This is a genomic window from Nesterenkonia sp. NBAIMH1, from assembly GCF_007922635.1.
GTDB classification, from domain to species: Bacteria; Actinomycetota; Actinomycetes; order Actinomycetales; family Micrococcaceae; genus Nesterenkonia; species Nesterenkonia pannonica.
On sequence record NZ_CP042335.1, the window covers coordinates 1,696,713 to 1,716,805 of the forward strand.

The window sequence follows — 20,093 nt, forward strand, 5'->3', positions numbered from 1 at the left end:
AGTGGCTTCACCCTCACCCCTGCTGAACCGTCCCGGCGCGGTGGCCGCCTCCGGGCCCGACGAAGGCGTCGCGGCCCATTACGGCAGTCCAGTCGCCGAGCAGCGCGCACTTGCGGACGGACGGGCCGCTGTGGACATGTCTCACTGTGCGGTGGTGACAGTGTCTGGGCCGGACCGTCTGTCGTGGCTGACCACGCTGAGCTCTCAGCAGGTCGCCGGCCTGAAGCCGGGGGATTCCTCCGAGCTGCTGCTTCTGGACATCTCCGGCCGCATCGAACAGGCGCCCGCCATCACCGACGATGGTGAGACTGCCTGGCTCATCACTGAGGGCTCCCACGGTGCGGAGCTGGCCGAATGGCTGGACTCGATGAAGTTCATGCTTCGGGTCGAGATCACGGACCGCAGCGCTGATTTCGCCGTGCTGGGCTCCACCGCTCGTCTGCCCGAAAGCCTGGGTGCGCCGGCTGTGTGGGCCGACCCGTGGCCGAACCTGGCCCCGGGCGCGGAGCCCTATACGGCCGTGGCCGAGGAGGAGCACCCCGGCCGAGACTGGTGCTGGCTGCTGACCGTCGTGCCCCGCGAGCAGCTTGAGCGCAGCGCAGATCTTCTCTCTGAGCACGGAACAGGCCTCGCGGGCGTGTGGGCGTATGAGGCGCTCCGCGTCGCTGCGTGGCGTCCGCGGCTTGCCTGGGACGTGGACGCGAAGGCGATTCCCCACGAGCTGGACCTCATCCGGACGTCGGTGCACCTGACCAAGGGGTGCTACAAGGGTCAGGAGACCATCGCGCGGGTGCACAACCTGGGCCACCCCCCACGGCGCCTGGTGTTCCTGCACCTTGACGGCTCCGAGCACACGATGCCGGCACCAGGAGCTGACGTCCTCGCGCCGAAGGATGCAGGCAGTCGCGAAAGCATGGCTCAGGAGCGTCCGGTCGGGCGAGTGACCTCGGTGGCCCGCCACCACGAGGCAGGTCCTATCGCCTTGGCCCTGGTCAAGCGGAAGGTCGACCCTGAGGCGCAGCTTGTGGTGCGCGATCAGCCTCCCGCCGAGGAGGGATCAGAAGAGGTGCCGGAGCCGGTGTTCTACGCCGCGGGGCAGGAGCTGATCGTTCGTCCGGACGCTGGGCAGGCGGTCGGACGTCCGCAGGGAGACTTCCTGCGCGGCCGCCCCCGCTGACTCGGCCGCCGAGTCAGCGGCCGAAGAGGATCTTGGCCTCTTCGTATCGCGAGAGCGGCACCTCTTTGAGCCCGTCGAGCGCCTCCTCCAAGTTCACCTTCAGGATCTCTGTGCCTCGCAGTGAGGCCATGTGGCCCCAGGCGCCCTCGTGGACCAGATCCATGGCGCGCATGCCGAAGCGGGTCGCCAGCACCCGGTCGTAGCCCGTCGGGTTTCCGCCGCGCTGAATATGTCCGAGCGTGGTGTTGCGCGTCTCGATCCCGGTGCGCTCCTCGAGCTGAGCTGTCACCCACTCTCCGATTCCTCCGAGTCGGGGGCGGCCGGAGTCCTCGACGCCCTTGCCGGCCAGAGCCTCTTCGGCGCCCTCCGGGATGAATCCCTCGGCGACGACGATCAGCGGCGAGCGGCCGCGCGAGTGGACCTGCTCAGTCCACTCGCAGATCTGGTCCATGCTCACTCGCTGCTCGGGTATGAGGATGGCGTGAGCGCCTGCGGCCATGCCCGAGTGGAGGGCGATCCATCCGACGTGGCGCCCCATCACCTCCGCGACCATGGCGCGGTGGTGGGACTCTCCGGTGGTGCGCAGCCGGTCCATCGCGTCCGTCGCAATGCTGATCGCCGTGTCGAAGCCGAAGGTGTAGTCGGTGGCCTTGAGGTCGTTGTCGATGGTCTTGGGCACGCCCACCACGGGAACACCGTCGTCCGCCAGCCGCTTCGCACCGGCGAGGGTGCCTTCGCCTCCGATAGCGATGACCGCGTCGACGTCGTGTGCCTTCATGGTGGCGATGATGTTCTCAGGCCCGCCCTGGGGATGGTTGTAGGGGTGGGTCCGGGAGGTGCCGAGAATCGTGCCGCCGTTGCGCGAGATGCCTCGGACGTCGTGGCGGCTGAGGGGGAAGTAGTCGGCCTCGATGAGACCGCGCCAGCCCCCTCGGAAGCCCACGAACTCATCGGCGAAGCTCTTCTCTCCGTGCAGCACCGCTGCTCGGATCACGGCGTTCAGCCCGGGGCAGTCGCCCCCGGAGGTCAGCAGTCCTATGCGCATATGGTCAGGCCCCCTCGATGAAGCGGTGGATGCGGTCGATGCCGTTCTTCAGGTCTTCGTCGCCGAGAGCGTAGGAGAGGCGGAAGTAGCCGCCGGGCCCGAAGGCTTCACCGGGCACCACAGCCACTTTCGCCCGCTCCAGGATGAGCTCGGCCAGTTCGGCGGATGTCTGCGGCACTGATCCGCCGAAGCTTCGGCCGAGGGCGCCGCGCACGTCGACATAGGCGTAGAACGCTCCCTTGGGTGTGGGGCACTCGAAGCCGGGGATGGCGCTGAGCGCCTCCACCATCGTCCGGCGGCGGCGGTCGAAGGCGGTGCGCATCTCCTCGACGGCGTCCATGGGCCCGGTGACGGCGGCCAGCGCGGCCGCCTGTGAGACGTTGGCGACGTTCGAGGTGGAGTGGGACTGAAGGTTCGTCGCGCCCTTGATGATGTCCTGGGGGCCCACCATCCAACCCACGCGCCAGCCGGTCATGGCGTAGGTCTTGGCCACTCCGTTGACGATGACGGTCTGATCGGCAAGCTCGGGCAGTGAGGCGATCGACGTGAACGGGACGTCGTCGTAGGTCAGGTGCTCGTAGATCTCGTCGGTGATGACCCACAGGCCCTTCTCGGCGGCCCACCGTCCGATCTCAAGCGTCTCCTCGGGCGAGTACACGGCGCCCGTGGGGTTCGAGGGGGAGACGAAGATCAGGGCCTTGGTCCGCGGGGTCAGAGCGGACTCGAGCTGGTCGACAGTGACCTTGAAGCCTTGGTCCGGTCCGGCGAAGACGTCCACGGCACGGCCGCCGGCGAGCTGGATCGCCTCCGGGTATGTCGTCCAGAAGGGCGCGGGGAGCAGAACCTCGTCGCCCGGGTTCACCAGTGAGGCGAGTGCCGCATAGACGGCCTGCTTGCCGCCGTTGGTGATGAGGACCTGGGACGATTCCGCCTCGTACGACGAATCGCGGGTCGTCTTCTCGGCCACAGCCTGCCGCAGGTCTGGCAGGCCTGCGGCAGGGGTGTAGCGGTGGAATCTCGGGTCCTTGGCCGCGGCGACTGCGGCGTCCACGATGTAGTCGGGGGTCGGGAAGTCGGGCTCTCCGGCACCGTAGCCGATGACGTCCTCTCCCGCGGCCTTCATGGCCTTGGCCTTCGCGTCGACCGCCATAGTGGCGGAGGGGGCGATCGAGCTGATGCGGTCCGACAGTCGTGAGGCTGGAGCAGGCATAGCAACAGCCTAACCCGCACTGTCCCAGTCGTCATGGGCTTCCACGTGTTGATGCCGACCGTATGTCGGATTGGCTTCCCTGACCCAATAGCATGCACAATAGTGAACATGACAGTGGCGTATTTGGGGCTCACCGCTCCGATATCAGGGGGCCTTCCTGAGGTGCGGCGCACGGCGGTCCCCGCCCTGCCGTCGCGGTGGCGAACCGAACAGTGGCCCCTCGTCCAGGACGATGACGGGGATGACGGCTGCGTCACGGTCACGTTCCTGCGCCACGCTCCCGCGGCTCACACCGTGCTGCTCATCCTGGACGGCCTGACGGAGGTCGAGGATGCGCAGCGTTCTGAGATGGAGTTCCTCGGCGACGGGCTCTTCGCCATCGCCTGGCGCATGCCGCGCGGCACGGAGCTGGGCTACAGCTTCTACGACTGCTCCGGAGCGTGCGTGCCATGGCGTGACCAGGCCGACTGTCCGTTGGGCCGCCTCGTCGACCGCTCATCCTCGGACCAGCGCAATCCCCACCGGCGCACTGTCGACGGACGCGAGCTCTCGCTGCTCTCTGTGCCCCTGCGGACCAGCTCCGCGCTGGCAGCCTGAGCAGGCATCCTCGCCGGCTCAGTTGGCCTCAGCCCTCTCTGGTGCGTAGACTGGATCCCCGGTGTCTCAGATGCCCCTGTTCAGTGCGCCTTCCACCCGGCGGAGCAGGAGTCGGATGAGGCTCTTGAAGGGCAGTGGCGCAATTGGTAGCGCAACGGTCTCCAAAACCGTAGGTTGCAGGTTCGAGTCCTGTCTGCCCTGCACAGTGCTGGCGAGTCCGCCGCCCTCCCGGGCAGCGGGCCCTCAGCCTGAAGAGTGGTCACCCAGTGATCCGCTTGATGAACTGACCACGGCAACGCACAGAAGATGGAGCCTGCGTGTCCCACACCCCGGTGACAGAAGTCGACGGTGCCTCCGGCGACGGCTCCAAGAACCCCTTCGTCAAAGTATGGCGGTTCCTCAAGCAGGTCATCGATGAGCTTCGCAAAGTCATTGTTCCGACCCGCTCGGAGCTGCTGAACTACACCCTGGTGGTGCTGGTCTTCGTGCTGATCGTCATCGGGATCGTCACCGGGCTGGATTGGATCTTCAGCCGCGGAGCGGACTTCATCTTCGGCGGCTGAGGCGACGCCGCAGTACGTACACATACCAAGGAGAATCGTGTCTGACCAGGAGCTTGAGCAGGAAGAGACGGCAGAGGCCGTCCCGGCCGACCAGGAGCAGCCCGACGCTGCCCAGGAGGAGGTCGCCCCTGCTGAGGAGGAGAAGACCTACGAGGAGCGGGCCGAAGAGCTCCGGGCCGAGCTCCGCCGAGGCCTCGGCGACTGGTACGTGGTGCACACCTACGCCGGCTACGAGAAGCGCGTGAAGTCCAACCTGGAGACTCGCATCCAGACCCAGGACATGGAGGAGCACATCTTCGAGATCGATGTCCCCATGGAAGAGGTCGTCGAGATCAAGAACACCCAGCGCAAGATCGTCAACCGCGTGCGCATTCCCGGCTACGTCGTGGTCCGCATGGACCTGACCGATGAGTCATGGGGCGTCGTCCGTCACACGCCGGGCGTCACCGGATTCGTGGGCAACGCGCACGACCCGCAGCCGCTGTCCACGGACGAGGTGTTCCAGATGCTCAAGGACCACCGCCTCGGCAAGCCCGGCGAGCAGAAGAAGGGCGAGGCCGGAGATGGCCAGGGCGGCTCTGCTCAGGCGTCCTCCAGCGACGTCAAGGTGGACTTCGAGGTCGGCGAGTCTGTCACGGTCACGGACGGGCCGTTCGCGACCCTGCCTGCAACGATCAACGAGATTCATGCCGATTCGCGCCAGCTGGTGGTCCTCGTCTCCATCTTCGAGCGGGAGACTCCGGTCACGCTGAACTTCAACCAGGTCGAGAAGATCTACTGACCCCAGAATTCGTCGTCGCGCTTCAAGCTTTGGAAGCCCGGCGACGGTACGGGCGGCCCGGCCAGGTCCGCTCACCCCTGCTGCCTCGCTCCTGAGCCGGCAGGACGCACGAACAGTAAGGACAGATTATGGCTCCCAAGAAAAAGGTCGCCGGTCTGATCAAGCTGCAGATCGAAGCGGGCGCCGCCAACCCGGCGCCCCCCATCGGTCCTGCTCTCGGTCAGCACGGCGTGAACATCATGGAGTTCTGCAAGGCGTACAACGCGGCGACTGAGACCCAGCGCGGCAATGTGATCCCTGTGGAGATTACGGTCTACGAGGACCGCTCCTTCACCTTCATCACCAAGACTCCGCCCGCTGCAGAGCTCATCAAGAAGGCCGCAGGCGTGAAGAAGGGCTCCGGCGTTCCGCACACCGAGAAGGTCGGCAAGCTCACGCAGGCCCAGGTTGCGGAGATCGCACAGACGAAGATGGAGGACCTCAACGCCAACGACATGGAGGCTGCCTCCAAGATCGTTGCAGGCACCGCCCGATCCATGGGCATCACCGTCGACAGCTGACTGTCGGCTTCAGAATCGAAGAACCGGCCCGGCAGGACTGCCGGGCGGCGTGGGAAGGGCCGAGCGCGGCCCGCGTACCACAACTGCTAAGGAGAGAACGCAGATGGCACAGCGCAGCAAAGCATTCCGGGCCGCGGCCGCCAAGATCGACGAGGACGCTCTGTACTCGCCGACTCAGGCTGTCGCCCTGGCCAAGGACACCAACCCGTCCAAGACGGACGCCACCGTGGAGGTCGCTATGCGGCTCTCGGTGGACCCCCGCAAGGCGGACCAGATGGTCCGCGGCACGGTGAACCTGCCTCACGGCACGGGCAAGACGGCACGAGTGGTCGTCTTCACCCAGGGCGACAACGTCGCCAAGGCAGAGGAGGCCGGTGCTGACCACGTCGGCGGCGATGAGCTCATCGCCAAGGTGGCAGACGGCTGGACGGACTTCGACGCGGCCGTGGCCTCGCCGGACATGATGGGCAAGGTGGGGCGTCTCGGCAAGATCCTGGGCCCCCGCAACCTGATGCCCAACCCGAAGACGGGCACCGTCACCCCTGATGTGGCCAAGGCCGTCAGCGAGATCAAGGGAGGCAAGATCGACTTCCGCGTCGACAAGCACTCCAACCTCCACTTCATCATCGGCAAGACGAGCTTCGACGCAAAGGCTCTCGCTGAGAACTACGCGGCCGCTCTTGAGGAGATTCTTCGTCTCAAGCCGTCGGCCTCCAAGGGGCGCTACATCCAGCGCGCCACACTGGCGACGACATTCGGCCCCGGCATTCCGGTGGACCCGAACGTCACCAAGGTGATCGCCGACTCCTGATCCGCATGCCATAGGAGAGGCCCGCATCCCATTGAGGGTGCGGGCCTCTCCTATGCGCTTGGACTATGCGGAACCTGTGCCGTATAGTTGACCACTGACCAAAGACCGCCGGTCGTTCATGCTGTGAAGCACCAGTTGGCTCTGGAGCTTCGGTCACCGGGAATCACTTCTCGGAGTGCAGCAGAACTGTAAAGACCCATACGGGCGACCTGCGCAGGACACTTGAGCCGAACCAGATGGACAGCGGGCGTATGCCCCCTGAACCTCTTTGGAAGCCCCGTGCACCTGTGCAGCGGGGCTTTTTTAATGCCCCATTCGCCTGGGACTGTCTGACCGGCCCTGCAATTGGAAGGAGTGCCATGGCGAATCCTGAGAAGGCCGCCGCGGTTGAGGAGCTGAAGAACCTGCTCAGCAGCTCAGACGCGGCCGTCCTGACGGAGTACCGCGGGCTCAGCGTGGAGAAGCTTCAGAAGCTGCGCAACTCCGTGCGGGCCAACGCGAACTACGCCGTGGTGAAGAACACGCTGACCGAGATTGCGGCCAAGGAGCTCGGCATCGAAGCCTTTGAGGGCAAGATGCAGGGCCCATCCGCGATCGCCTTTGTGCACGGCGACGCTGTCGACGTGGCTAAGGCACTGCGTGACTTTGCCAAGGAGAACCCTCAGCTCATCCTCAAGGGCGGCTACATGGATGGCGCCGTCCTCGACGAGAGCGAGATCAAGAAGCTCGCGGATCTTGAATCCCGTGAGGTTCTGCTCGGCAAGCTGGCTGGCGCCCTCATCGGTGCCCAGTCCAAGGCTGCCGCCGTATTCCAGGCACCGCTGTCCAAGACCGTTCGCACGGTCGAGGCGCTGCGCGTGAAGGAAGAAGAGGCTGCCTGACGCTTGTCAGAGCGCCCACTGCACGTCAAGATCCGCAATCAGCAACAGAAGTTAAGGAGCCGCTGAAATGGCTAAGATGAGCAATGAAGAGCTGCTGGAGCAGTTCAAGGAAATGTCCCTGATCGAGCTCTCCGAGTTCGTGAAGCTGTTCGAAGAGACCTTCGACGTCACTGCTGCCGCACCTGCCGCAGCCGCTGCCGCGCCTGCCGCCGGCGGCGACGCTGGCGAGGCCGAAGAGGAGCAGACCGAGTTCGACGTCGTGCTCGAGAGCGCCGGCGACAAGAAGATCGGCGTCATCAAGGAGGTGCGCGGTCTCACCTCCCTCGGTCTGAAGGAGGCCAAGGAGCTCGTCGACGGCGCGCCCAAGGCAGTCCTGGAGGGCGTCGACAAGGACGCCGCCGAGAAGGCCAAGGAGACTCTTGAGGGCGCAGGCGCCACTGTCACTCTCAAGTGATTCCTGCCGCTGAGAAGCGGCAGCTCGAATCGCAGAAAAGCCCCGGAGGTCCCCTCCGGGGCTTTTCTGCATCTCGACGGCTTATAGCCTGGCACCCGGCTTGGGCCTGAGGCCCGCTGCGACCAGCACCAGGCCAGCGACTGTGCACACCACCAGCCCCACCACGAGCGGGTCGATGGAGAGCCCGAACGCGGTGCTCGCCATGACCCACAGCGCCAGCATCAGGCAGGCTGTGCCCAGGATGACCGAGCCCAGTCGGATGCCCCTCGTGGGAGCTTGGGCGAGCGCAGTCGTCTCGGACCGGCTCTGAGGCTGCTCAACGTCCTGCCGCTGCCACCAGCGCGGCCTGCGCTCCGGCTCCTTCCATGTGAAGTCATCGCCCGGCTGCGCGCGAAGCGACTCAGCCAGAATCGCATCCACATCGTCCGCGGCAGGGTGGGCCTGCTCCTTGGGAGCGGCGGGTCGGGTCTGATCGGCGTCTCTGCCCATGCTCAGTTCTCCTCGGCGAAGGTCGTGGCGTCAAAGATGGTCACGTTTCCGAATGCTTGATTGATGTGAACGTCGATCTCCCCAGCGGCCTCAGCGTCATCACCTTCATCGGCGGGGCCGAAGCGCTGCTCGTCGCTGCCGATCCCGGCTTGTGACTGGGTGAGCGTCTGGGTGCGGAAGTCCAAGTTGGAGAAGGCGTGGGCGGCCGTGACGGTGACCCGAGCGTCGTCGGGCACGACGACGTCGACGTTGCCGAACCCGCCGTTGATCTCCACCTCATGGGCGTAGCCCTGATCGGTTCCGGCGAAGGACTGGGGGTCTGTGAGGTCGACTGTGGTGTTCGCGAAGGCTGTGTTGACCTCCTCCGAGGACGTCGCATAGCTGCCGAACACATGCGTCGCACTGCCCGCAGACTGCATCAGGGCCAGTACCAGCATGGCGCCCGTGAGGACAGTGAGGAGAGCTGTCGGTCCGCGTCGGCCCCTGAGCCCGGCGCCGATGTGCAGCAGTGCCGTGAGGGAGACGAAGGCGGCGAGCACAGTCAGCGCCGCGGCCGCGGCGGAGAGCCCGATCACGGAGGCGAACAGCATGGCCGCACCCACAGCTGGTGCCGTCAGCAGAAGCAGGCCGAATGTGACGAGACGACGGCGCCGCTTCTCCTCATATGGGATGCCTGACCCGGAGGCCGAGCGGGGCTCGCCATAGGAGGGGCGCGTCAGGGGCACCGTCTGCGACTGCGGCCCAGCTTTCGCCGAGGTCTGGTCCGCACGGTGTGCCTGCCCAGCGGCGGGAGTCGGCTCAGGCCCGTCCTTGGGGTACCACGCCGGCCTGTCGCTCTGGGGTGCCCGGCGGGCACGGGAGGAGGCCTGAGCTTCGCGCGGCCCTGCGGACCCGCCTCGGTCTGGATGATCCGCCTCCGGACCCTGCCGGTGTGAGATGCGTCGAACGGCTGCCAGTGCGATCCAGGCGACCGCACCCAGCACCGCGACGTTCAGCAGGAACTGGAGGGGGCCTGCTGCGGCGGGGGTGAAGAGGTTCAGCAGTCCGACGACGGCCAGCAGCCCGCCTGCTGCAGCGCCGCTGGTGAAGTCTCCGCGCAGTGCACGCTCAGCATGTATCTGCCCCTTCCTGTCGGGGAGGAGGATCCATGCGAGCCCGTAGAGCAGGGCAGTGGGCGCCGTGGCGACGATGAAGGCGAGGACGCCGAGCCCGCGGACCAGTGCGGCGTCCCATCCGAGCCGGTCGCCGACCGCAGCGAGAACTCCGCCGACCCAGCTGCTGTGCGGCCTGTGCCAGCCGGTGGACCGCACCCATTCGAAGATTCCGCTTCCGACCGGGCGTGCATCGCGGTGTTCTTTGTCGCTCATGCACCCATCTTCGACAATGAGGCCTGCTCGCCGATATGAGGTGCGACCCTGATTCGCACCCTGATTGCGCCTCCACGGCCCCGGATTCTATGGGGAAGCCCGGGTGCAGGCGCCCTGACGCGTGGCAGGATGGCTGTATGACAGCGCAGCTCAGCCACCCCCAGCGCTCGGCGCCGCGTCCTGCGCTGCGACGGGCATTGGGGGCTCCGGTCGCGGGCGTGGCTCTGGGCACAGCACGGCACTTGGGCGTCTCAGTGCTCACCGTGCGCTGCGGCTTCATCCTTCTTGCACTCCTGGGCGGCGCTGGGATCCTCCTCTACCTGTGGCTGTGGATCTTTGTGCCCGCAGAGAATGAGCCCGCCCCCACGGCCGGCTCTCGCGGCCTGTCAGGTCCAGCTGCTGAGCCGGCGCCCGCACCGGGCCGCGCCGCGGCGGATGCCAGGTCCGGGCGCGGGGTTCGCAGAGCGCTCGAATCGATGACCGGCTCACCGGAGGTGCTCGCCGGAGGAGTTCTGCTGGTCACAGCAGGCTTCCTGGCCGCGCAGCTGCTCGGCCTGGGACTCGATTGGCGCATCGTGCTCCCGCCTGCGGGGCTCCTTCTCGGCGTGCTGCTCGTGTGGCACCAGCTGGACAGAACCGGGGCTCACTCGACGTCGGACGACCAGGGCGCGGGGCTTCTCTGGCAGGCGGGCGGGGGAGCGGTGCTGGTCCTGGCCGCCGTCCTCGTCATCGCATCCGGACTCGTTCCGGCGGCGGAGCTGCTGGTGGGGGTCATCGTGGCGGCGATGCTGCTGGCAGGCATGGGGCTGGTGGTCGCACCGTGGGTCATCCGCCTCTACCGAACCTCTCAGGCGGAGCGCGCCAGAGCCGCGGCGGAGGCGGAGCGCGCCGATATCGCCGCCCACCTTCATGATTCGGTCCTGCAGACGCTGGCGATGATCCAGAAGCAGAAGGCTGACCCGTCAGCGGTCGAGGGCCTCGCCAGGGGCCAGGAGAGGCAGCTGCGCTCGTGGCTCTATCGTCAGAATGCGCGGGCGACGGGAACCCTCAGAGATCAGATCCTCGCTGTGGCGGCCGAGCTCGAGGAGGCGCATGCCGTTCCTGTCGAGGTGGTGAGCGTCGGAGAGTCCCTCGGCACCGACCATGCGGCGCTCGTTGCCGCGGCGCGGGAGGCGATCCTCAACGCCCTCACCCATGCCGGACCGGCCAGCGTCTACATCGAGTCCTCGCCCGAGAGCGATGCGGTGTTTGTGCGCGACCGCGGCACGGGCTTCGACCTCGACGCCCTGGCCCACGATCCGGCGAAGTCTGATCGGCTGGGCATTCGCGGCTCCATCATCGGCCGCATGAGCCGAGCCGGGGGGCGGGCGGCGGTCCGTTCGAGCGAACGCGGAACCGAGATTCAGCTGTACATGCCCGTCGCGGCGCAGCGCGCCGACCTGCCGCCGCATGGGCCCTCCGATGAGGCGCAGAAAGGCTCTTCCGAATGACTCGCAGAGTAGTGATAGTCGATGATCACGGCATTTTTCGCGCCGGCCTGAGGGCGGAGCTGGGCGACGCCGTCGACGTCGTGGGCGAGGCGTCGGATGTGGACTCAGCTGTGCGTCTGATCACCGCCCATCGGCCGGAGGTCGTGCTCCTCGATGTGCACCTGCCGGGCGGCACGGGAGGCGGCGGGGCGGAGGTCGTGCGCCTGTGCCGTCCTGTGCACAGTGAAACGCGCTTCCTCGCCATCAGCGTCTCCGATGATGCCTCCGACGTAGTCTCCGTCATCCGAGCGGGCGCACGCGGCTACGTCACCAAGACCATCAGCACGCCTGATCTGATCGACGCCCTCGAGCAGGTGGCGCTGGGCGACGCCGTGTTCTCGCCGAGACTGGCCGGCTTCGTCCTGGACGCGTTCGGGACGGCGGGGGGTGCGGCGCATGGGGTCCGCGACGAGGAGCTGGACCGCCTTTCGGTGCGGGAGGTTGAGGTGATGCGCCTGATTGCACGCGGGTACACCTACCGGGAGCTTGCCGCTGAGCTGTTCATCTCCATCAAGACCGTTGAGACGCACGTCTCCAAGGTGCTCCGCAAGCTCCAGCTGAGCTCTCGGCATGAGCTGACGCGGTGGGCGGAGCAGCGCCGCATCGTCTGATGCGGACGGCAAACACGCCGCGGATGGGCGCCGCTATCGCGGGCTGGCGCGGTCTACTGCTAATGTGTGACCCAGCTCGTGATGTTGGCCGGGCTTCTTTCTGCGCGCACTTGCTCGCATGCCCAATCGGGTGTATTCTCAAAGTTCGCGTCGTCTCCATTTGTCATGCCTTCATATTGCGGTGGGCAGCTTAGGATGGCGCCGCCCGGAGCGGCGGCGCGGACCTATAGACCATTGGACGCTGACATTCGGAAGCTACGAAGGTCTTCGGAAGGATCCCTCTTGGTCGCCTCGAGCACCTCAATCAATACCGCTGCATCGGCCCGTACAGCTGAGTACGCCGGCCGCATTTCATTCGCAAAGATCCACGAGCCCCTGGACGTTCCGGAGCTCCTCGCTCTTCAGATCGAGTCCTTCGACCGCCTCGTCGGCAACGACTCATGGGCAGCTCGCGTGGAGGAAGCTCGCGAGAAGGGCATCAAGGGCGTCTCAGACACGTCCGGCCTGGCAGACATCTTCGAGGAGATGTCCCCCATCGAGGACTTCCAAGAGACGATGTCGCTCTCCTTCTCGGACCCGGAGTTCGCTGACCCCAAGATGACGGTGGAGGAGTGCAAGGACCACGACACCACCTACTCGGCCCCGCTGTACGTCAAGGCCGAGTTCATGAACCACAACACCGGTGAGATCAAGCAGCAGACGGTCTTCATGGGCGACTTCCCCCTGATGACCGACCGCGGCACCTTCATCATCAACGGCACCGAGCGTGTTGTCGTCTCGCAGCTGGTCCGCTCACCCGGCGCCTACTTCGAGCGCTCCGCCGACAAGACCAGCGACAAGGACATCTACACTGCCAAGGTGATTCCCTCCCGCGGTGCGTGGTTCGAGCTGGAGATCGACAAGCGCGATCAGGTCGGAGTCCGCCTCGACCGCAAGCGCAAGCAGCCGGTCACTGCTCTGCTCAAGGCCCTCGGCTGGACCGAGTCCCGCATCCTGGAGGAGTTCGGCGACTACGACTCCATCCGCGCCACTCTCGAGAAGGACACCTTCGCGGACCAGGACGAGGCGCTCCTCGACATCTACCGCAAGCTTCGGCCGGGCGAGCCCCCGACGGTGGAGGCCGGCCGCTCCCTGCTGGAGTCGCTGTACTTCACCCGCAAACGCTACGACCTGGCCAAGGTCGGCCGGTACAAGCTGAACCGCAAGCTCGGAGTGGACAAGAACTTCTCCGACGCGGACGCCGCTGTGCTGACGGAAGAGGACATCACTGCGATGGTCCACTACCTGTGCGCTCTGCACGCAGGCCGGCAGTCGGTCAAGGGCATCCGGGACGGCGAGCAGATCGACCTCCCCGTCACCGTCGACGACATCGACCACTTCGGCAACCGCCGCATCCGTGCGGTGGGCGAGCTTATCGAGAACCAGGTCCGCACCGGGCTGTCCCGGATGGAGCGCGTCGTCCGTGAGCGTATGACGACTCAGGACGTCGAGGCGATCACGCCGCAGACGCTGATCAACATTCGCCCCGTGGTGGCCAGCATCAAGGAGTTCTTCGGAACCTCCCAGCTGTCCCAGTTCATGGACCAGAACAACCCGCTCGCGGGTCTGACGCACAAGCGTCGCCTCTCGGCACTGGGCCCAGGCGGCCTCTCCCGTGACCGAGCCGGCATGGAGGTCCGCGATGTCCACCCGTCGCACTACGGCCGCATGTGCCCCATCGAGACCCCTGAGGGTCCGAACATCGGTCTGATCGGCTCCCTGGCCACCTACGGCCGGATCAACAACTTCGGATTCATCGAGACTCCCTACCGCAAGGTCGTCGACGGGATGGTTACCGACAAGGTCGAGTACCTCACCGCCGACGACGAGCTGCTGGCGCAGATCGCCCAGGCGAACGCGCCCCTGGAGGAGGACGGCTCCTTCACTGAGGGCAAGGTTCTCTGCCGCGGCCGCGCTGACGCCGCAGCGGGGGAGCAGGGCGAGCCGATTCTCGTCGAGCCCTCAGACATCGACTACATGGATGTCTCCCCGCGCCAGATGGTCTCTGTGGCGACGGCTCTGATCCCGTTCCTCGAGCACGACGACGCGAACCGTGCGCTCATGGGAGCAAACATGCAGCGTCAGGCGGTGCCGCTGCTCGAGGCGGAGTCGCCCTACGTCGGCACGGGTATGGAGAAGTACGCCGCAGTGGACGCCGGCGACTCCGTCACGGCCCAGCGGGCCGGCGTGGTCACCAAGGTCGCCGCGGACCTGGTCACCGTCCTCAACGACGACGGTACCCAGACCCACTACCCGATCATGAAGTTCCAGCGCTCCAACCAGGGCAACGCCTACAACCAGCGCGTGCGGGTCTCTGAGGGCGACCGGGTGGAGCGCAGCTCCATCATCGCCGACGGCCCCTCCACTGAATCCGGCGAGCTGGCTCTGGGCAAGAACCTGCTCGTGGCCTTCATGTCATGGGAGGGCCACAACTTCGAGGACGCGATCATCCTCTCCCAGCGGCTCGTGCAGGACGACGTGCTCACGTCAATCCACATCGAGGAGCACGAAGTCGACGCCCGAGACACCAAGCTCGGTGCCGAGGAGATCACCCGGGACATTCCCAACGTCTCCGAGGAGATGCTCTCCCAGCTCGACGAGCGGGGAATCATCCACGTGGGCGCTGAGGTCGAGTCCGGAGACATCCTCGTCGGCCGCGTGACGCCCAAGGGCGAAACGGAGCTGACCCCCGAGGAGCGCCTTCTGCGCGCCATCTTCGGCGAGAAGTCCCGCGAAGTGCGCGACACCTCTCTGAAGGTGCCCCACGGCGAATCCGGAACTGTCATCGGGGTGCGCATCCTCGACGCCGAGGAGGGTCACGAGCTTCCTCCCGGAGTGAACCAGGTCGTCCGTGTGTACGTGGCGCAGAAGCGCAAGATCACCGACGGCGACAAGCTCGCCGGCCGGCACGGCAACAAGGGCGTCATCTCCAGGATCCTTCCTGTGGAGGACATGCCCTTCATGCCCGACGGCACCCCCGTCGACGTTGTGCTCAACCCCATGGGCGTGCCCGGCCGTATGAACATCGGCCAGGTCATGGAGCTCCACCTCGGATGGGCCGCCTCCCAGGGCTGGACCATCGAGGGAGACGCCGAATGGCTCAAGGACCTTCCTGGCCTGCCGCGTGAGACCGGCCCCACGAAGGTTGCGACTCCGGTGTTCGACGGTGCCAACCCCGAGGAGCTCACCGGAATCCTCGAGTCCATCAACCCCAACCGTGATGGGGAGAAGATGGTGGCGGCCTCGGGCAAGGCGCAGCTCTTCGACGGCCGTTCGGGCGAACCGTTCCCCGAGCCGGTCGCAGTCGGCTACATGTACATCCTGAAGCTGCACCACCTCGTGGACGACAAGATTCACGCCCGCTCCACCGGACCGTACTCGATGATCACCCAGCAGCCGCTGGGCGGTAAGGCCCAGTTCGGCGGCCAGCGATTCGGCGAGATGGAGGTGTGGGCTCTCGAGGCATACGGCTCGGCGTACACGCTGCAGGAGCTGCTGACCATCAAGTCCGACGACATCCACGGCCGCGTCAAGGTCTACGAGGCCATCGTCAAGGGCGAAGACATCCCCGAGCCCGGGGTTCCGGAATCGTTCAAGGTCCTCATCAAGGAGATGCAGTCCCTGTGCCTGAACGTCGAAGTCCTCAACACCGAAGGCAAGGCCTTCGAGATGCGAGACGCGGACTCCGACGACTCCGGCTTCAGCGCAGCTGAAGAGCTCGGCATCGACCTCTCGCGCGCCGAGCCCAGCTCGGTCGAAGAGGTCTGAGGCCCCCTTCAGCATCGCCAGCACGTCTTACGAAGCTTTCAGACAGAAAAGAGAGATACGGACTATGTCCACTGAATCCTCATTCGGCACCATGCGCATCGGCCTTGCCACCACTGATGAGATCCTGAATTGGTCCCACGGCGAGGTGAAGAAGCCGGAGACCATCAACTACCGCACGCTGAAGCCCGAGAAGGACGGACTCTTCTGCGAGAAGATCTTCGGGCCCTCGAGGGACTGGGAGTGCTACTGCGGCAAGTACAAGCGCGTTCGCTTCAAGGGCATCACGTGCGAACGCTGCGGCGTCGAGGTCACCCGCTCGAAGGTTCGCCGCGAACGCATGGGCCACATCGAGCTCGCCGCACCTGTGACGCACATCTGGTACTTCAAGGGAGTGCCGTCGCGGCTGGGCTACCTGCTCGACCTGGCGCCGAAGGACCTCGAGAAGGTCATCTACTTCGCCGCCTACATGATCACCACGGTCGACGAGGACAAGCGCCACAACGATCTGCCGAACCTTGAGGCAGAGGTGACGCAGGAGGTCAACCACCTGGCCTCCCAGCGCGACGCCGACCTGGCTGCGATCGCCAAGGAGCTCGAGGACGGCCTGGCCGAGCTCGAGGCCGAGGGTGCCAAGGCACCCGAGAAGAAGAAGCTGCGCGAGGGCAGAGAGAAGCAGATGGCCCAGCTGCGCAAGCGCGCAGATGCTGAGATCGATCAGATCCAGAACACCTGGGACCGCTTCAAGGCCATCAAGGTCGGCGACCTGGAGGGCGACGAGACCCTGTTCCGCGAGATGCGCGCCAAGTACGGCGAGTACTTCGAAGGATTCATGGGCGCCGAAGCCATCAGGCGTCGCCTCGAGACCTTCGACATGGAGGCCGAGGCGGAGTCCCTGCGGGAGACCATCGCCACCGGCAAGGGCCAGCGCAAGACCCGCGCCCTCAAGCGCCTCAAGGTCCTGAACGCCTTCCTCGTCAACGGCAATGCGCCCACCGGAATGGTGCTCGAGGCCGTGCCGGTGATTCCGCCGGAGATCCGGCCCATGGTGCAGCTCGACGGCGGCCGCTTTGCGACCTCCGACCTCAACGACCTGTACCGGCGAGTGATCAACCGCAACAACCGCCTGAAGCGGCTGCTGGACCTCGGGGCCCCCGAGATCATCATCAACAACGAGAAGCGCATGCTCCAGGAGTCAGTGGACTCCCTGTTCGACAACGGTCGCCGCGGCCGCCCGGTCACCGGGCCGGGCAACCGCCCGCTCAAGTCGCTCTCCGACATGCTCAAGGGCAAGCAGGGCCGGTTCCGCCAGAACCTGCTGGGCAAGCGCGTCGACTATTCAGGCCGTTCGGTCATCGTGGTCGGCCCGCAGCTGAAGCTGCACGAGTGCGGTCTGCCGAAGCAGATGGCGCTCGAGCTGTTCAAGCCGTTCGTCATGAAGCGTCTGGTGGATCTCAACCACGCTCAGAACATCAAGTCTGCCAAGCGGATGGTGGAGCGCCAGCGGTCCCAGGTCTGGGATGTTCTCGAAGAGGTCATCACCGAGCACCCGGTCCTTCTGAACCGTGCGCCCACTCTGCACCGCCTCGGCATTCAGGCATTCGAGCCGCAGCTCGTGGAGGGCAAGGCTCTGCAGCTGCACCCGCTGGCCTGCACCGCCTTCAACGCGGACTTCGACGGCGACCAGATGGCAGTGCACCTGCCGCTGGGCCCCGAGGCCCAGGCAGAGGCGCGCATCCTGATGCTCTCCTCCAACAACATCCTGAAGCCCTCGGACGGACGGCCCGTGGCCCTGCCTACGCAGGACATGATCATCGGCCTCCATCACCTCACGACTGTCCGTGAGGACGAGGCCGGAGCCGGTCGCGTCTTCTCCAGCGTCGGCGAGGCGTGGATGGCCTATGACCTCCACGACCTGCACCTGAACGCATCGGTGAGGATCGCGGTGGACGGCTTCGTTCCCTCTGACGAGGTTCCGGCACCCGAAGGATGGACCGAGGGCTCGCCTGCCCTGATCGAGACGACTCTCGGTCAGGTCATCTTCAACGAGCTCCTCCCGGCGGACTACCCCTACCAGGGCAAGGTCGCCGACAAGAAGCAGCTCGGCAACGTGGTCAACGACCTCTCCGAGCGCTACTCCACCGTTCAGGTCGCTCAGACCCTGGACAACCTCAAGGACGCCGGCTTCTACTGGGCCACGCGCTCGGGAGTGACTGTGGCCATCTCTGACATCACCTCGGACTTCGACAAGGCCGCGATGATGGAGGAGTACGAGGCGCAGGTGGCGAAGGTCGAAGAGGACTTCGGCCTGGGTCTGATGGACCGGGATGAGCGCACCACTGAGCTTCAGGAGATCTGGAACAAGGCAACAGCCGAGATCCAGGACGCCATGATGGCCGGTATGGACAAGCTCAACAACATCAACCGGACCGTGACCTCCGGAGCCCGAGGAAACTGGCACCAGATTCGTCAGATCGCCGGCATCCGTGGCCTGGTGACGAACCCTAAGGGTGAGATCATCGCCCGGCCGATCAAGTCGTCGTACCGCGAAGGGCTGACCGTCCTCGAGTACTTCGTCGCGACCCACGGCGCTCGTAAGGGCCTGGCGGACACCGCTCTGAAGACCGCGAACTCGGGCTACCTGACGCGTCGTCTCGTCGACGTTTCGCAGGATGTCATCGTTCGCGACGAGGACTGCGGAACCTCGCGCGGCGTCACCGTTCCCATCGCTCAGCCGACGGGCCACCGCCACGATGCCGGCGGCGCCCACGATGTGCTGGTCAAGTCCGGCCGCACCTACGTCACGGACACTGAGGGTGTGGAGTTCGAGCTGCACGACATGGTGGAGACCTCCGCCTATGCCCGCACGCTGGCCGAGACTGTGGCGGATGAGAACGGTGAGGTGCTGGCTGAGGCCGGCGCCGAGCTCGGAGATGTGCTCATCGACAAGCTGTTCAAGGCAGGCACGAAGACGATCAAGGTGCGCTCCGTGCTCACCTGCGAGGCTCCCGTGGGAACCTGCGCAGCGTGCTACGGCCGGTCCATGGCGTCGGGCTCACGCGTCGACGTCGGCGAGGCGGTCGGCATCATCGCCGCCCAGTCCATCGGCGAGCCGGGAACGCAGCTCACCATGAGGACCTTCCACTCAGGCGGTGTCGCCTCCGCGGACGACATCACCCAGGGTCTGCCCCGTATCCAGGAGCTCTTCGAAGCACGCTCGCCGAAGGGTGTCGCTCCCATCGCGGAGTCTTCGGGTCGGGTGCGCTTCGAAGAGGATGAGAAGCAGGCTCGCCTGGTTCTCACCCCGGACGACGGCGGGGAGGAGCAGGTCTACCCGATCCTCCGCCGTGCCACCATGCTGATTGACTTGGGCGACAACATGGACCAGTCGGTCCACGTGGACGTGGGCACGCAGCTCACCCGCGGCTCCGTCGACCCCAAGCAGGTCCTTCGGGTGCTCGGCCCACGGGCGGCGCAGAAGTTCCTGGTCGCAGAGGTGCAGGAGGTGTACCAGTCGCAGGGCGTCGACATTCACGACAAGCACGTGGAAGTCATCGTGCGGCAGATGCTGCGTCGCATCACCGTCATCGAGTCCGGTGAGACGGACCTGCTCCCCGGTGAGCTGGCCGACCGGTTCCGCTTCCAGGCCGCCAACAAGGCTGCCTTCGAGGCGAGCAGGAAGCCGGCGTCCGGCCGTGACGAGCTCATGGGCATCACGAAGGCCTCGCTGGCCACCGATTCGTGGCTGTCGGCCGCGTCCTTCCAGGAGACCACCCGGGTCCTGACCCAGGCGGCGATGGAGGGCAAGTCTGACCCGCTGCTCGGGCTCAAGGAGAACGTCATCATCGGTAAGCTCATCCCGGCCGGCACTGGTCTGGACCGGTACGTGCACACCGAGGTGGAGCCCACAGAGGAGGCCAAGGAGAACCTGTTCACAGGCCCGTCCATGTACGGCTCCAGCTTCGACTACGCCGGCGCTGAGGGCGACGCGGAGTTCCACGCGATTCCGCTTGAGGAGTACAACACGGACGTCGACTTCCGCTGACGAGGCAGTCGTTCGATCCCCGCATCGGCGGGGGCCGCTCACGCACCGAGTGCCGCGACGCTCAGGCTCCGAAGGAGCTGGGCGCCGCGGCCTCGGCGGGCCGGCCCCCGCCGTTCGCGTCTACCGACACGAACCTGCTATCGTTGACTCGATTGTTTCTGTGTGGCAA

At 66.0% G+C, this 20,093-nt stretch carries 16 protein-coding genes and 1 tRNA gene; 13 read left to right on the forward strand and 4 right to left on the reverse strand.

Going from position 1 to position 20,093, the window contains the following annotated elements:
- Position 1 precedes the first annotated feature (1 nt).
- Positions 2 to 1,177, forward strand: a complete 1,176-nt coding sequence (locus FS388_RS08035; protein ID WP_210410168.1) for a folate-binding protein YgfZ — start codon at positions 2 to 4, stop codon at positions 1,175 to 1,177.
- A gap of 13 nt (positions 1,178 to 1,190) precedes the next feature.
- Here the strand turns inward: FS388_RS08035 and FS388_RS08040 are convergent, their stop codons facing one another.
- Positions 1,191 to 2,222, reverse strand: a complete 1,032-nt coding sequence (locus tag FS388_RS08040; protein WP_146340947.1) for a 6-phosphofructokinase — start codon at positions 2,220 to 2,222, stop codon at positions 1,191 to 1,193.
- Between the two features lie 4 nt (positions 2,223 to 2,226).
- Complete coding sequence (locus FS388_RS08045; RefSeq protein ID WP_146340948.1) at positions 2,227 to 3,432, reverse strand: pyridoxal phosphate-dependent aminotransferase; 1,206 nt, start codon at positions 3,430 to 3,432, stop codon at positions 2,227 to 2,229.
- A 108-nt stretch (positions 3,433 to 3,540) separates the two neighbouring features.
- On the opposite strand from FS388_RS08045, the gene FS388_RS08050 reads away from it, so the two are divergent.
- The 8 genes from FS388_RS08050 to rplL all read left to right on the forward strand — a co-directional run bounded on the left by FS388_RS08050 (position 3,541) and on the right by rplL (position 8,079).
- Positions 3,541 to 4,029, forward strand: coding sequence for a hypothetical protein (locus tag FS388_RS08050; RefSeq protein WP_146340949.1), 489 nt, complete (start codon positions 3,541 to 3,543; stop codon positions 4,027 to 4,029).
- A gap of 128 nt (positions 4,030 to 4,157) precedes the next feature.
- Positions 4,158 to 4,230: transfer RNA gene (locus FS388_RS08055), tRNA-Trp, on the forward strand.
- 116 nt (positions 4,231 to 4,346) lie between these two features.
- Positions 4,347 to 4,592: a preprotein translocase subunit SecE gene (gene secE, locus FS388_RS08060; RefSeq protein WP_210410169.1), complete on the forward strand. Its 246-nt coding sequence runs from the start codon at positions 4,347 to 4,349 to the stop codon at positions 4,590 to 4,592.
- Between the two features lie 37 nt (positions 4,593 to 4,629).
- Positions 4,630 to 5,373 carry a transcription termination/antitermination protein NusG gene (gene nusG, locus FS388_RS08065; protein WP_146340950.1) on the forward strand — a complete coding sequence of 248 codons (744 nt, stop codon included), beginning with the start codon at positions 4,630 to 4,632 and terminating at the stop codon, positions 5,371 to 5,373.
- Positions 5,374 to 5,501: 128 nt separating this feature from the next.
- Positions 5,502 to 5,933 carry a 50S ribosomal protein L11 gene (rplK, locus tag FS388_RS08070; RefSeq protein WP_146340951.1) on the forward strand — a complete coding sequence of 144 codons (432 nt, stop codon included), beginning with the start codon at positions 5,502 to 5,504 and terminating at the stop codon, positions 5,931 to 5,933.
- Positions 5,934 to 6,036: 103 nt separating this feature from the next.
- Complete coding sequence (gene rplA, locus FS388_RS08075; RefSeq protein WP_146340952.1) at positions 6,037 to 6,744, forward strand: 50S ribosomal protein L1; 708 nt, start codon at positions 6,037 to 6,039, stop codon at positions 6,742 to 6,744.
- A gap of 359 nt (positions 6,745 to 7,103) precedes the next feature.
- Positions 7,104 to 7,625 (forward strand): 50S ribosomal protein L10, encoded by a 522-nt coding sequence (gene rplJ / locus FS388_RS08080; RefSeq protein WP_146340953.1) that lies wholly within the window; start codon positions 7,104 to 7,106, stop codon positions 7,623 to 7,625.
- A gap of 67 nt (positions 7,626 to 7,692) precedes the next feature.
- Positions 7,693 to 8,079, forward strand: coding sequence for a 50S ribosomal protein L7/L12 (rplL, locus tag FS388_RS08085; protein WP_146340954.1), 387 nt, complete (start codon positions 7,693 to 7,695; stop codon positions 8,077 to 8,079).
- 81 nt (positions 8,080 to 8,160) lie between these two features.
- Here the strand turns inward: rplL and FS388_RS08090 are convergent, their stop codons facing one another.
- Together FS388_RS08090 and FS388_RS08095 are read right to left on the reverse strand one after the other, a co-directional pair.
- A complete protein-coding gene (locus FS388_RS08090; RefSeq protein WP_146340955.1) occupies positions 8,161 to 8,568 on the reverse strand; it encodes a hypothetical protein in 408 nt (135 codons plus the stop codon).
- A 2-nt stretch (positions 8,569 to 8,570) separates the two neighbouring features.
- A complete protein-coding gene (locus tag FS388_RS08095) occupies positions 8,571 to 9,935 on the reverse strand; it encodes a PspC domain-containing protein (RefSeq protein WP_146340956.1) in 1,365 nt (454 codons plus the stop codon).
- 137 nt (positions 9,936 to 10,072) lie between these two features.
- Between FS388_RS08095 and FS388_RS08100 the strand changes: the two genes are divergently transcribed.
- From FS388_RS08100 to rpoC, 4 genes are all read left to right on the forward strand, one after another.
- The gene (locus tag FS388_RS08100) at positions 10,073 to 11,425 is read left to right on the forward strand and encodes an ATP-binding protein (protein WP_168198659.1); all 1,353 of its coding nucleotides are present in this window, start codon (positions 10,073 to 10,075) and stop codon (positions 11,423 to 11,425) included.
- Entirely contained in the window at positions 11,422 to 12,075 is a 654-nt protein-coding gene (locus FS388_RS08105) for a response regulator transcription factor (RefSeq protein ID WP_146340958.1), read from the forward strand. The genes FS388_RS08100 and FS388_RS08105 overlap by 4 nt, the downstream gene beginning before the upstream one ends.
- A 282-nt stretch (positions 12,076 to 12,357) precedes the next feature.
- Entirely contained in the window at positions 12,358 to 15,882 is a 3,525-nt protein-coding gene (locus FS388_RS08110; protein WP_146340959.1) for a DNA-directed RNA polymerase subunit beta, read from the forward strand.
- A 64-nt stretch (positions 15,883 to 15,946) separates the two neighbouring features.
- Entirely contained in the window at positions 15,947 to 19,924 is a 3,978-nt protein-coding gene (gene rpoC / locus FS388_RS08115; protein ID WP_146340960.1) for a DNA-directed RNA polymerase subunit beta', read from the forward strand.
- Positions 19,925 to 20,093: the final 169 nt, after the last annotated feature.

Excerpts from the sequence above, each read along its gene's own strand:
- FS388_RS08040 (WP_146340947.1), bottom strand. The coding sequence starts at position 2,222 with ATGCGCATAGGACTGCTGACCTCCGGGGGCGACTGCCCCGGGCTGAAC.
- rplL (WP_146340954.1), top strand. The coding sequence starts at position 7,693 with ATGGCTAAGATGAGCAATGAAGAGCTGCTGGAGCAGTTCAAGGAAATG.
- rplA (WP_146340952.1), top strand. The coding sequence starts at position 6,037 with ATGGCACAGCGCAGCAAAGCATTCCGGGCCGCGGCCGCCAAGATCGAC.
- rplK (WP_146340951.1), top strand. The coding sequence starts at position 5,502 with ATGGCTCCCAAGAAAAAGGTCGCCGGTCTGATCAAGCTGCAGATCGAA.
- FS388_RS08095 (WP_146340956.1), bottom strand. The coding sequence starts at position 9,935 with ATGAGCGACAAAGAACACCGCGATGCACGCCCGGTCGGAAGCGGAATC.
- rpoC (WP_146340960.1), top strand. The coding sequence starts at position 15,947 with ATGTCCACTGAATCCTCATTCGGCACCATGCGCATCGGCCTTGCCACC.
- FS388_RS08050 (WP_146340949.1), top strand. The coding sequence starts at position 3,541 with ATGACAGTGGCGTATTTGGGGCTCACCGCTCCGATATCAGGGGGCCTT.
- FS388_RS08090 (WP_146340955.1), bottom strand. The coding sequence starts at position 8,568 with ATGGGCAGAGACGCCGATCAGACCCGACCCGCCGCTCCCAAGGAGCAG.
- rplJ (WP_146340953.1), top strand. The coding sequence starts at position 7,104 with ATGGCGAATCCTGAGAAGGCCGCCGCGGTTGAGGAGCTGAAGAACCTG.
- FS388_RS08045 (WP_146340948.1), bottom strand. The coding sequence starts at position 3,432 with ATGCCTGCTCCAGCCTCACGACTGTCGGACCGCATCAGCTCGATCGCC.
- FS388_RS08105 (WP_146340958.1), top strand. The coding sequence starts at position 11,422 with ATGACTCGCAGAGTAGTGATAGTCGATGATCACGGCATTTTTCGCGCC.
- FS388_RS08100 (WP_168198659.1), top strand. The coding sequence starts at position 10,073 with ATGACAGCGCAGCTCAGCCACCCCCAGCGCTCGGCGCCGCGTCCTGCG.